Source organism: uncultured Gelidibacter sp., from assembly GCF_947500795.1.
Classification (GTDB): Bacteria; Bacteroidota; Bacteroidia; order Flavobacteriales; family Flavobacteriaceae; genus Gelidibacter.
This window is the reverse complement of record NZ_CANMTE010000004.1, coordinates 224,813-239,914: the sequence shown is the minus strand read 5'-3', so window position 1 is coordinate 239,914 and position 15,102 is coordinate 224,813. Positions and strand designations below refer to the sequence as shown.

2 protein-coding genes and 1 pseudogene are annotated in these 15,102 nt (G+C 39.5%); 1 reads left to right on the top strand and 2 read right to left on the bottom strand.

Annotation, left to right across the window (positions count from 1 at the left end; translation table 11 throughout):
• Positions 1 to 64: 64 nt before the first annotated feature.
• Both Q0947_RS11180 and Q0947_RS11175 read right to left on the bottom strand, forming a co-directional pair.
• Complete coding sequence (locus tag Q0947_RS11180; protein WP_299397243.1) at positions 65 to 1,246, bottom strand: CoF synthetase; 1,182 nt, start codon at positions 1,244 to 1,246, stop codon at positions 65 to 67.
• A 669-nt stretch (positions 1,247 to 1,915) separates the two neighbouring features.
• A pseudogene (locus tag Q0947_RS11175) lies at positions 1,916 to 2,271 on the bottom strand (transcription termination factor Rho); the annotation flags it as partial.
• Between the two features lie 573 nt (positions 2,272 to 2,844).
• Here Q0947_RS11175 and Q0947_RS11170 point away from each other — a divergent pair.
• A complete protein-coding gene (locus Q0947_RS11170) occupies positions 2,845 to 15,069 on the top strand; it encodes a putative Ig domain-containing protein (protein ID WP_299397240.1) in 12,225 nt (4,074 codons plus the stop codon).
• Positions 15,070 to 15,102: the final 33 nt, after the last annotated feature.

Sequence of the window (15,102 nt, the reverse complement as noted above, 5' to 3'; positions counted from 1 at the left end):
AGAAATATTGCAATTAGATTTCATTTAACATTGTCTATTTAATATAATTATACAAGTAATAATGTTACACTTTCGCTTGCTCTAAGGTTTCGTTGTAGTTGTTAATTACAAATTTTCTTTTTCCTGAAGAAAGCAATGGAATATCATTTACATATTCCAAATTAATGTCTGCGTCACTACCTAAGTGTTGCTTGAACTCTGTGACAATATCTTGCGCACTGTTGAACTTTGATGATACATTAAGTTTAATTTTGTATGCATTTTGGTTCTCTTGGATAAATTGGTACTGAATTATATGAGGATATTTCAAAATATGATACACCAAGAATGGAGACATCATTTCTCCTTTGGTATTAGATATCATATCCAATTTTCTGCCTTCTACTCTTTTCAATGTAATATGTTGTTCTCCGTTATTATTTGTTACGGAAAACTGTCCTACATCTCCAGTATCATATCTTATCATTGGCATACAATAGTTGTACAAATCGGTAACTATAATACGTCCTAATGCATCTGGTTTGGCTGGTGCGTTACTATGCATATCTAATATTTCTATAAAATAGCTAGCCCAATTAATTTGAAAGTCCCTTGAGCCTAAATTTTGTTGAGCCAAAATTCCATTTTCGACATTTGAGTAACGTGAAACTACGGGAATTCCAAAATAATTCTCCATACTTATTCTAACATTCTCTTTTAAAGATTCGGAAATGGCAATTACAGATTTTATATTTTTTATCTTAGGCTTATTGTTTGTGCTTTCTAGATAACTCATCATTTCATCTAGAACTGATGCATAGCACATTATTCCTTTTGAAGATTTGTCCTTAGCCATGTCTTGCAGTAGATTTTCCAAATCTGGTTTGGATAATTTGGAAACGGGGTGCTTATATATATTCTGTATTTTCGAAATCCATGGCTTAGGACTATTATATTCGTCCCATTGCCTTATGTAATATAGTTTGTGACCAATTTCAAATCCTGCTTTCTTAGCAAAATATATAACATCGGCAGAATTCCTGTCCCGTTTGTTATTGTCGTGTAGTAATTTAAAAGGTGTACCTGTAGAACCACTCGTATATGCAGAATAATTATTTTTATTCTTATGCAGAGAAGATTTGAAATCTTCATAGTAGTCGCGAATAATATTCTTGTCAATAACAGTGAAGTCCTCTAAACATTCATAATCTGCAAATTCTTTGTAAAATGAAGTGGTATTTACAGCATGTTTCAGAAGTTTGTTCAAACTTTGGTTCCTTTTGATTTTAGATTCAGAGGAATTTGGGTTTTTCAGAATAGAATGAATGTCATTATAATGTGTCTTAATCTTACCTCCCTTTAAGGAATCCGAAGTCCATAGCAATATTCGCCTAAGAGATTGTAGCATATATATCTTTAATTTATAAAGCATTTATTGTATTAATCATTTATTGCTAGGTCTGCTTAATGTATTCAATTTCTAAATATGCCTAGCGTGCTAATAATTAATTCAATAAGAGGCTTTAATGTTAATCAATTGATATTTAATCTAACCTATGTAAGGTTTTACTTAAAATTTAAGATTATCGGCTATTAATTCTTGGAGGGGATTTCTCAAATTTAATAAATCTTATCTGATTAATAGGAGAATAATGTAAGAATTGCTTACAATTATATTTATAAAAAGTACATAATCGCTGTTATGGGCTAAGAGCAAACACCAAATTTTATTGTTATTAATTTAAAAATATGTCTTATTTGAACCATATTAAATTTAAAAATCTCCAATAGTAAAGTTTGTTTCTTAATGAAAACTCATTCTATAGATACAAGAAAATAGATACAAGAAAAATTAAGTTAATTCATAATAAAATGTTTTAATACTGCGTGAATTATGACGGCTAATAATTAATAAATAAAAACCCCAATTTTAGTTCGAACCTGTTTCAGTTAATAGTGTTGCAATAATTGTCAATGATCCACCATTTTTGATATTATGCGCGGCACCAAAGAAACGTTTTGGTTTGTGTAACGCGTTGGCATTAACACCACCACTTAATATTTTTATAAACATAGGTTGAACCATATTGTAGGCTCTTGCCAAACGAGTGTAAGAACCCAATAGAATTACCACATCATGTCCACATTCTACCAAACGTTTTGCATTTCTAAGACGATATTGGCAATTTTAAAGTGCTCGTGTGCTTCTTTATGAAATGTGGAAGCAATCACCTCGCCAAGTACATTACGTTCTATGTCTGTTGGATCCTCAGGACGTTCATCAATCAGGAGAAATATAAACTTCAACAGTGATAAATTATTGAAAATTTAGAGCGGATGGATATTAGTTTTGTTATTTTATAGAAAGGTTCCAGATTACTGTAGAGTCTTTCATATTTATAATAGTCACAAATTTTTTCTGAAAGCAAATTAAACATCACTTATTCCGGTACAATTATCTGTTTTAACTATAGGGTCACAGCAATTTTTACAACTAAAACTGAAGAGTAAGTGAAGAAAAATGAAGTCATATAATAATTTATCACAAAAGAATTTTATTTAATGAAAATTTGTCATTGTAACAATTAGGCTATCTTCATAATGTCGGAATCTTATCATGATTGATGTTCTTTATTGCCTCTATTTTTCCATAACTAAGTGCGTCTTATTTAACGAAACTGTGTAAGACTACCGTTTCTAATATCTGTTTTTGTTGATTCTTATTTTAAGTGTAAGAATTGTATTTAAACGGTAAACATCTTGTTTTCAACGAATAACTATATAGTGTCTTCTAATGAGTTATATATTAAGCTATATTTATTAGATAAATATCAAGCAGTTAAATTCCTTGTTAACCAGTAAATTATGGAAGCAACCTACCTTCAAATTCTAAGTTTTTTAATCCTCTTTGTTTTAATAAGCACTTATAGCCGAAGCGTCATACTTGTCGATAAATTAAAACTGAAACGCTATTCTTTTGTTCTTCTTTTGTTCTTTTCTTGGGGTTCAATTAAGGCTCAATTACCGCCAGCACTAGAGAATGAATTCCAACAAGTTGACTTACTTACAGGCCTTAAAAATTCCACAACCATGAAGTTTGCTCCTGATGGGCGGATTTTCATTTTGGATCGTTATGGAGAGGTAATTATTTATAAAACGGATAGCCAAACCTCTGTGTCAGCAGGCTCTTTATCAGTGTTCCATGAGCTTGAAGATGGATTGCTTGGGATTGCGTTTGATCCTAACTTCTTGACAAATAATTTTATTTATTTAACCTATTCGCCTGCTAATAAGAGTGTGAATCGCGTCTCTCGATTTGAGATGAACGGAGATTACTTGAATGTAAGTTCGGAAAAAATATTGCTTGAATGGACCACATCCCGTACAGCAAAATTTCATTCAGGTGGCGGCATGGATTTTGATTCTAAAGGGAATCTTTATATCGCTACTGGTGATAACTCGGGCTATGATAATCTATATGCTGCCTGGAATGAAACTAACCCTGATTTTAGCGCTGAGAAATCCTCCTCCAACACCAATGATCTTAGAGGTAAAATATTAAGAATTACGCCACAACCTGATGGTACATACACAATTCCAGAAAATAATCTTTTTCCTATAGGCACACCTTTGAGCAGGCCAGAAATTTATGTTATGGGCGCAAGAAACCCGTATAGAATTTTTGTTGATAAAAATAATACGGATTGGCTGTTTTGGGGAGAAGTAGGGCCGGATGCTGATGAGCAAAATCAACTAGGTCCTGCAGGATTAGATGAAATGAATTTAACTAAATCTTCTGGAAATTATGGATGGCCATATTTTTCTGGGGTAAATAACGATGCCTACGAAATACCTTACAGAAGTCCATCACCATATTATAATGATCCCTCTGCGCCACAAAATACTTCAACATGGAACACGGGTGCTACTACTTTACCTGAAGCCATACCTGCTTGGATTGATTTTGCACATATGAGCTATTTTGCTGGCCCTATATACTATTATAATAATAACCTGACGGACCAACAAAGGCTTCCAATAGAGTTTGACGGCGCTTTTTTCTATTATGATTTTAATACGAGTAGAATATGGGCAGTTAAAATGGATGCGCAAGGAAATGTTATTTCTAATAAACGATTTGCTCCTGGGGTATTTCCTGGAAGTTCCAACACTTTTAATGGTTTTATAGATATGTCCATTGGTCCAGATGGTAAAATGTACATCTTGGCTTATGGAACCGGCTGTTGCCCACAAAATGTTGGAACAGGAAGATTGATTAGAGTCGATTACACGGGGATTACTACCAATGCACCACCTAACGTAAAAATCTCAGCAACTCCTGATAACGGAAGTTTGCCATTAGTTGTTAATTTTTCGAGTGCTGGTACCTCTGATCCTAATGGAGATTTATCATTGACTTATGAATGGGATGTGGATGGAAATGGAATAGTTGATTATACTGACCCGAATCCATCACACACCTATACTGTTGCTGGTACATACAATGTCCGATTACAGGTTAGCGATGGTAACGGGGGCATTGGTGTCAATAATATAACAATTCATGCTGGAAATAATGCTGCATCATTTAATTTTATCTCACCCCCTGACGGTGGACTAATGAATTGGCAGGATGATATTAATGTCAATTTATTAGTTTCTGATGAGGAAGATGGCGATATTGATTGTACTGATGTCAATTTAGTACCATCTTTAGGGCATCTTAATCATTTTCATGATGATAATACTCTAAATGGTTGTCCTCAATCAATTAGGTTGGATGATGGGAATTCGCATGGTGCTGATGGCGATATGAATATATTTTTCGTCTTAAATGCCAATTATACAGATGCTGGAGGATTAACCGCTTTTGATCAAATTAAGCTGCATCCCAAACGAAAAGAGGCCGAGTTTTTTGACACTCAAAGTGGGACGACTATAATCCCGAATACTGATCCGTTGGAAGGCGGATTTAAGGCTATTGAGGTAAGTAATAATGGGTATATTTCGTTTTCTGGAAGAAACCTTGTAAACATAAACGCCGTAAAGTATAAGGTGGCCGCTGCTGTTGGTGGTGGTACAATTGAACTTAGGACAGGTAGTCCAAGTGGACCCTTAGTGGCCACTACTACCGTACTGGGTACGGGTAGTGTAAACTCTTGGACTGCAGTTGAAACCACGTTTTCTGATCCGGGGGGTAAAAATGATATTTTCTTTGTTTTTAAATTCACAAATCCTAATCAAAAATTCAACTTAAATTATGTCGAATTTTTAGGAGCAGGGGCATCCCTTGATAATTCTCCTCCGTTAGTGGGGAGTGTTGCGCCAATTGGCAATTCTCAAGTGAAAGTTGTTTTTTCTGAATACGTGACTAAATCTTCGGCAGAAGAGCTAACCAATTATGCACTTGATAATGGAGTAACCATTACCTCGGCTGTACTGCAATCAGACGGACGCACGGTTTTATTAGAGGTGTCTACTTTAAGTTCAGATATAGTATATAACCTTCAGATTCAGAATGTGAAAAACATATCTGGTATGCCAATAGTAACAGATAGTTATTCTTTTTCTACCATTAGTTCAATTAGAATCAATGCTGGAGGTCCAGATGTGATTCATAACTCAGAGAATTTTATTGCAGACGAAAATTTTATTGGAGGGACTCTTTATAGCAATGAGACCCCGATTGCGGGAACGACGGATGATGCATTATATAAAACAGAACGCTATGGCAACTTTACCTATACCGTACCTGTGCCTGCAGCCGGTGCGTATGATATACGACTCCATTTTGCCGAACTTTATTTCGGAGTTGAAACTGGTGGAGGCCCAGGTTCACGTGTCTTTAACGTAAAAATTGAGGGTATAACGGTGTTGGATAATTTTGATATCCTTTCAGAAACTAATCCTGCAACTGCATTAGTTAAAGAATTTAATAATGTCTCTGTAACAGACGGATTTGTAAACATACAGTTTGAAGGCATAACAAATAGTGCAAAACTATCGGCATTAGAAATTTTATCGCCTGATACATTTAATCTTGAACCTAAAATCACCATTTTAAACCCTGAAAACGGGGCAAATGTTAACCAGACCTTTGACATTAATTTTAGTGTCAATAATTGGGTAATTGCCGAAGGTGATACTCATATGCATTATTCAATTGATGGTGAGCTGATCGGACCTCATTATAGTTATGATCCTCTTACAATTGAAGGTCTAAGTATAGGTAGTCATATTATTCGATTGGAACTCTATGATGCGACACATGTTCCAACAGGCGTTTTTGACGAAATTATGGTTGCTGTTACAGATCAAGCCACTTGTAATTCGACGACCTTTCCTGACTCTTGGGTGGTGCATCAATTGGAAGAAAACCCTTATACCGCCGTCTATACCCTTCCTTATTATGATGTAGATGGCGATGGTCTTAAAGACATTGTTACAGGAGGTTGGTGGTATAAAAATCCAGGTTCTGCTTCAGGTAACTGGGTGAAAAACACCATTGGTGGTGGATTTGGCAACGTGGTGCATATGTACGACTTTGATGGCGATGGCCATGTTGATCTTTTGGGAACGCAGATTGGTCCTACAGGAAATGAATATAAAAGTGCTCAATTGTTGTGGGCGAAGAATGATGGCTCGGGTAATTTTACCGTATATAATAATATACCAGCTGGAACTACTAATTACAGTGAACCTTTCCTGGCAGGAATCGCTGGTGGGAACTTTGGTCTGGGAAGTCCATATCAAATGGCAATTAATTGGAATGGTGCAGAAAGTACAGGTTCGCCAGTACAAATGCTCACCCCTTCTTCAGATCCAACTACGGGAACTTGGAGTTTGGTAAATATCAGTGGAAATTCTTCAGGTGAAGGTATCAAGGCAGGAGACATAGATGGGGACGGCGATTTAGATCTTTTCCAAGGAATTAATTGGTTGAGAAATGAAGGTAATGGTAGTTGGACTAGTTTCTCAACAGGAATTTCGTATGCCACAACTACAGATAGAGTACAACTGGCAGACTTTAATGGTGATGGAAGATTGGATGGCGTTGTAGGTCAATTAGGATTAGGAGGTGGACAGGGATCTAACGAATTTGCTTGGTTCGAGGCGCCTGAAGATCCTACGCAACCATGGATAAAACATACATTGAGCGATAATGTGACTGGTAGTCTTAGTGTGTTTGCTATTGATATTGATTTTGACGGCGATATGGATATTGTTGTGGGTGAATGGCTTGGTGGTAAACGTCTTATTGCCTTTGAGAATGATCTTTGTAATTCCGGGACTTGGATAACCCATATATTGGACGACGGTGGCCTTAATTTAGAACACCATGATGGCGCTATTGTAACAGATATAGATAATGATGGCGATTTGGATGTTATTTCCAATGGATGGATTAATGATAAAATACCACGCATTTACGAGAATACTTCAATTATATTGAAAACAGATCCAATAGCTAATGCTGGTGAAGATCAAGATTTAATATTACCAACAAATAGCGTTGTAATGAATGGTAGTGGAAGTGATCCTGATGGCGGTGCGGTTTCCTATATGTGGTCGCAGATTAGCGGGCCTAATACTTCTACCTTAAGTGGGGATACTACAGCTGATTTGACAGTGAGTAACTTAATTGAAGGCGACTATGTGTTTAGGTTGACTGTTACCGATGATGAAGGCGCTACAGCTTTTGATGAAGTTACAGTAAGTGTATTGGGAGAAATGGCGGCAATCCGTATAAATTCCGGAGGTCCAGACTTTACTTTTAATACTGTTGATTGGTCTCAAGATCAATATTTTAGTGGTGGAGATTCCTATTCAAACCCTATTGAAATAGCAAATACAACAAACGATCAGCTCTACCAAACGGAAAGATATTCTTCCTCAGGGACTTTGGTATATGATATTCCAGTTCCATCTGGAACGTACGATTTAAATCTTCATTTCGCAGAGATCTACTTTGGAGTCCCAGATTCGGGATCAGAAGGTGGTGCAGGTTCAAGAGTTTTTAATGTGAGCATAGAAAACGGACAGCATCAACTCAGTAACTATGATATTGTAGTTGCCGCAGGAGGTAGTGCGACCGCCGTTATTGAAAACTTTAAAAATATTTTAGTAGAGGATGGAAGTTTAACAATAACTTTTACATCCATTACGGAGTCACCAAAAGTATCAGGAATTGAAGTATTTGTGAGTGGTAGTGGTTCCTTATCCCCAATTGTTGATGCAGGAGAAGATCAGGAAGTATATTTACCTACAAATAATGTTGTATTGACCGGAACTGGAAGTGATCCTGATGGTGGTGAGGTCACTTACTTATGGACGCAAACTAGCGGACCAAATACAGCAACATTAAGTGGTAATACTACGGCCGAACTTATTGCCAGTGATTTAATTGAAGGCGATTATGTGTTCAAGCTAACTGTCACTGATGATGAAGATGCTTCTGCTTTTGATGAAGTTACAGTCAGCGTATTGCCACAAATGCCGGCAATTAGAATTAATGCGGGTGGTCCTGATTATACTTATGAAACAATAGATTGGTCACAAGATCAATATTACAATGGTGGCGATTTCTATTCAAACGATATCGACATAGCAAATACTGGAAATGATCAACTTTATCAAACAGAAAGATATTCTTCCTCAGGAACATTGGTTTACGATATTCCGGTGCCATCAGGCACTTACGATTTGAACTTGCACTTTGCTGAGATATATTTTGGCGTACCAGGTGACGGCGCAGACGGAGGTGCAGGTTCGAGAATTTTTAATGTGAGTATTGAAAACGGACAGCACCAACTCAGCAACTATGATATTGTTGTTGCCGCAGGAGGAAGTGCAACTGCCGTTATTGAAAACTTTAAAGATATTATAGTAGAGGATGGAAGTTTAACAATAACTTTTACATCCATTACGGAGTCACCAAAAGTATCAGGAATTGAAGTGTTTGTTAGTGGTAGTGGTTCATTGCCTCCAATTGTTGATGCAGGCGAGGATAAAGTAATAACACTGCCAACTAATTTGGTTGTACTGGACGGATCTGCCTATGACCCGGATGGTGGTATTATGAGTAGTTATGAATGGACTCAAATCAGTGGGCCGAATACTGCTACTTTCAACGGAAATACCACAGCAGAGCTAACTGTTAGCGATCTTGTTGAAGGAGATTATACTTTTAGATTAACGGCTATTGACGACGAGAATGATTCAGCTTTTGACGAAGTTACAGTTAGCGTTCTAGCAGAGGTGTTGGCTATAAGGATTAATTCTGGAGGTCCTGAATTTATATTTAGAGATCTCGAATGGTCAGAAGATCAGTTTTTCAGTGAAGGAGATTCATCAACCAATGTCATTAAAATCGCGAACACTGCCAATGATGAATTATACCAAACAGAACGATATTCAACCTCAGGAACGATGGTTTATAATATTCCTGTTGAATCAGGAACATATGATCTTAATCTCCATTTTGCTGAGATTTATTTTGGCGTATTAGGTGCTGGTTCCTCTGGGGGAGAAGGTTCGCGTGTATTTAATGTGTCCATAGAAGATGGTCAAAAGCAACTGACTAATTATGATATAGTTGTTGCGGCTGGAGGAAGTGCAACTGCAGTAATTGAACATTTTACGGGTATTATAGTAGATGACGGAGATTTGACAATAACATTCACAGGAGTCGTGAATTTTCCAAAAGTTTCAGGCATAGAAGTTTTACTCACTGGAAGTAATTCTTTACCTCCAATTGTTGATGCTGGAGGCAATAGAACTATTTCATTGCCTAACAATTCAATGGTATTGGACGGATCAGCTTATGATCCTGATGGTGGATTTATAAGTAGCTATCTGTGGACTCAAATTAGTGGTCCAAACACCGCAGTATTAAATAATGAGACAACAGATAATCTGTCTGTTTCTGATTTGGTCGAAGGTACCTATATATTCAGATTAACGGCTACTGATGACGATAATGATTCCGCTTATGATGAGATGGTTCTTACGGTTACTAGCGATGTGTTAGCAGTTCGAATAAATTCCGGAGGCCCTGCTTTGAATTTTAATGGGGTGCAATGGGATGCTGATCAATATTACTCTGGTGGTGCCGAATATGAGAATATAACACCTATAGCGAATACGGAAAATGATGCGTTGTATCAAACGGAACGATTTACTACTGATCCAACAGGTCTTACCTATGAAATTCCAGTAGAAAATGGTTTACATAATCTCAGCTTACACTTTGCGGAAATATTCTATAATGTTGCTGAACCAGCGTCAGCTGGAGGTGTGGGGTCTAGGGTGTTTACCATTGATATAGAAAACGGAACCAAGCGCATCGAAAATTATGATATTGTTATTGCAGCAGGTGGTGCGGCTACGGCTGTGGTGGAAACATTCAAAAACATAGCGGTGACTGATGGGGCTCTTACGGTAACTTTGATTCCAGTGAAAGAATATCCTAAAATTTCTGGTTTGGAAATTGTGCAATCACGGCCACCAATTGTTAATGCAGGAGTAGATCAAAGCATAACCTCACCTGAAAATTCGATAACTCTAAATGGAGAGGGAAGTGATCCGGATGGTGGCGAGGTGACGTTCTTATGGACTCAAATTAGTGGTCCAAGTACAGCCACTTTGGTTGGAGCTGATACTCCAAATTTAACGGCCAACGATTTAATCCCAGGTACTTATGTGTTTAATCTTACGGTAACCGATGATGAAAATGATTCTAGTTCAGATGAAGTTACAATTATCGTAGTTCCAAATCCTAATAATATGCCTCCGGCAGTTACAAATCCGGGAGTGCAGAATAGTGCTGAAGATGATGTGATCAGTTTGCAGATTACAGCTACGGATCCTGATGGAGATGATATAACTTATTCCGCTTCTGGACTTCCAAACGGATTGTCGATAGATTCTGCTACAGGAATCATCAGTGGCACGATCGCTGCTGGCGCTTCAGCCAACAGTCCATATACAGTTGAGATTACGGTAACAGATGACGGCACACCTTCTGAGTCTGCCACAATCACCTTTACTTGGAACGTATCAGCTACAGCGGTAAATGGTGCACCTGTGGTTACTAATCCGGGAGTGCAGAATAGTGCTGAAGATGATGTGATCAGCTTACAGATCACTGCTAATGACCCTGATGGAGATAATATTACTTATTCCGCTTCTGGACTTCCAATAGGATTGTCGATAGATACGACTTCTGGACTTATCAGTGGTACGATTGCTACGGGTGCTTCTACAAACAGTCCATATACAGTTGAGATTACGGTAACAGATGACGGCACACCTTCTGAGTCTGCCACAATCACCTTTACTTGGAACGTATCAGCTACTGCGGTCAACGGAGCACCTGTGGTTACTAATCCGGGATTGCAGAATAGTGCTGAAGGAAATGTGATCAGTTTGCAAATCAGTGCTACGGATCCTGATGGAGATGATATAACTTATGCCGCTTCTGGACTTCCAAACGGATTGTCCATAGATACGACTACAGGGCTTATCAGTGGCACGATCGCTGCTGGCGCTTCAGCCAACAGTCCATATACCATTGAGATTACGGTAACGGATGACGGCACACCTTCTGAGTCTACCACAATTACCTTTACATGGAACGTATCAGCTACTGCGGTCAACGGGGCACCTGTGGTTACCAATCCAGGCGTGCAGAATAGTGCTGAAGACGATGTGATCAGTTTGCAGATCACTGCTACGGATCCTGATGGAGATGATATTATATATTCCGCTACTGGACTTCCAAACGGATTGTCCATAGATACGACTACAGGGCTTATCAGTGGAACGATTGCTTCTGGCAGTTCAACCGACAGTCCTTATACTGTTGAGGTTACGGTAATGGATGACGGCACACCTTCTGAATATGCTACAATCACCTTTACTTGGAACATATCGGCTACGGCTGTTAATGGTGCACCTGTGGTTACTAATCCAGGCGTGCAGAATAGTGCTGAAGGCGATGTGATCAGTTTGCAGATCAGTGCTACCGACCCAGATGGTGATGGACTTAAATATTCCGCTTCTGGACTTCCAAACGGATTGTCGATGGATACGACTACAGGGCTTATCAGTGGCACGATTTCAACGGGCGCTTCTACAAACAGTCCATATACCGTTGAGGTTACGGTTACAGATGATGGCACGCCTTCTGAGTCTGCCACAATTACCTTTACATGGAACGTATCAGCTACCGCGGTAAATGGTGCACCTGTGGTTACCAATCCAGGCGTGCAGAATAGTGCTGAAGACGATGTGATCAGTTTGCAGATCACTGCTACGGATCCTGATGGAGACGGACTTAAATATTCCGCTTCTGGACTTCCAAACGGATTGTCGATGGATACGACTACAGGGCTTATCAGTGGCACGATTTCAACGGGCGCTTCTACAAACAGTCCATATACCGTTGAGGTTACGGTTACAGATGATGGCACGCCTTCTGAGTCTGCCACAATTACCTTTACATGGAACGTATCAGCTACCGCGGTAAATGGTGCACCTGTGGTTACCAATCCAGGCGTGCAGAATAGTGCTGAAGACGATATGATCAGTTTGCAGATCACTGCTACGGACCCAGATGGTGATGGATTAGCATATTCCGCTTCTGGACTTCCAAACGGACTATCGATAGATTCTGCTACTGGACTTATCAGTGGCACGATTTCAACGGGCGCTGCTACAAACAGTCCTTATACTGTTGAGGTTACGGTAACGGATGACGGCACACCTTCTGAATCTGCTACAATCACCTTTACTTGGAACGTATCAGCTGCTGCGGTCAACGGGGTACCTGTGGTTACCCATCCAGGCGTGCAGAATAGTGCTGAAGGCGATGTGGTTACATTACAGATCACTGCTACTGATCCTGACGAGGACGGACTAACATATTCCGCTTCTGGACTTCCAAACGGATTGTCCATAGATACGACTACTGGACTTATCAGTGGAACGATTGCTTCTGGCAGTTCAACCAACAGTCCATATACCGTTGAGGTTACGGTAGCGGATGACGGCACGCCTTCTGAGTCTGCCACAATCACCTTTACTTGGAACGTATCAGCTACAGCGGTTAATAGTGCACCTGTAGTAACCAATCCAGGGGTACAGAATGGTACTGAAGGCGATGTGATCAGTTTGCAGATCAGTGCTACCGACCCAGATGGTGATGGATTGACATATTCCGCTTCTGGACTTCCAAACGGATTGTCGATAGATACGACTACTGGACTTATCAGTGGCACGATTTCAACGGGCGCTTCTACAAACAGTCCTTATACTGTTGAGGTTACGGTAACAGATGACGGCACACCTTCTGAGTCTGCCACAATCACCTTTACTTGGAATGTATCAGCTGCTGCGGTCAATGGGGCCCCTGTTGTTACCAATCCAGGAGTACAGAATAGTGCTGAAGGCGATGTGGTTACATTACAGATCACTGCTACTGATCCTGACGAGGACGGACTAACATATTCCGCTTCTGGACTTCCAAACGGATTGTCGATAGATACTTCTACTGGAATTATCAGTGGCACGATTTCAACGGGCGCTTCTACAAACAGTCCTTATACTGTTGAGGTTACGGTAACGGATGACGGCACACCTTCTGAGTCTGCCACAATTACATTTACTTGGAACGTATCAGCTACTGCGGTCAACGGAGCACCTGTGGTTACTAATCCGGGAGTGCAGAATAGTGCTGAAGGAAATGTGATCAGTTTGCAAATCAGTGCTACGGATCCTGATGGAGATGACATTACTTATTCCGCTTCGGGACTTCCCAACGGATTGTCCATAGATACGCCTACAGGGCTTATCAGTGGAACGATTGCTTCTGGCAGTTCAACCAACAGTCCATTTACTGTTGAGGTTACGGTAACAGATAATGGTACACCTTCTGAGTCTGCTACAATCACCTTTACTTGGAACGTGTCAGCTACTGCGGTAAATGTTGCACCTGTACTGACTAATCCAGGCGTACAGAATAGTACAGAGGGCGATGTGGTTACATTGCAGATAACTGCAACGGATCCTGATGGTGATGGACTTACATATTCCGCTTCGGGACTTCCAAACGGATTGTCCATAGATTCTGCTACTGGAATCATCAGTGGCATAATTTCAACGAGCGCTTCTACAAACAGTCCATATACAGTTGAGGTTACGGTAACAGATGACGGCACACCTTCTGAATCTGCGACAATCACCTTTACTTGGAATGTATCAGTTGCTGCGGTCAATGGGGCCCCTGTTGTTACCAATCCAGGAGTTCAGAATGGTAAGGACGGCGACGTGATTACATTACAGATCACTGCTACGGATCCTGATGGAGATGATATTAATTATTCCGCTTCGGGACTTCCGGGTGGTCTATCCATAAATACGGCTACTGGACTTATCAGTGGTACGATTGCTACGGGCGCTTCAGCCAACAGTCCTTATGCGACAGTTATTAAAGTAACGGATAATGGTACGCCTTCTGAATCTACTTCAGTTACGTTTACCTGGAACATAAGTCCAGCTGCAGTCAATCAGGCGCCAGTCGCTGTCATTTCAGCTGACGAAATCTTGGGAACTGCACCATTTAAAGTGAATTTTACAGGAAGTAATTCTACTGATGATAAGGGAATTGTGAGTTATTTCTGGGACTTTAAAGATGGGGCTACGAGTACGAACATGAATCCAAAACATGTGTTCACGACACCAGGAATTTATAAAGTAGAACTTACCGTTTCCGATGGTACACTTACGAATACAGCATTTATTATAATTACTGTAAACGAAAAAGGAAAGAAAATCAAGACGCTAATCTCTCCAAACCCAGCTAAGGGCACTGCTAAAGTATATGTGCTAAATGCTACGAGTAAGGATGTTGTAAATGAAATTAACCTTCATGATGCTGCGGGAAGATTTATCGGAAATATTCAAAATCCGCAAATTGTTGATGGCTACTATGCAGTTCCTATTGGCAATTTACAGGAAGGTGTATATTATCTGACCTTGTACATGGAAAACAGTCAAGTCATTACTGTGGGGATGGTCGTTAAGAATTAACACCTCTACTAATTTCTAAAATAAAAAGGGAGC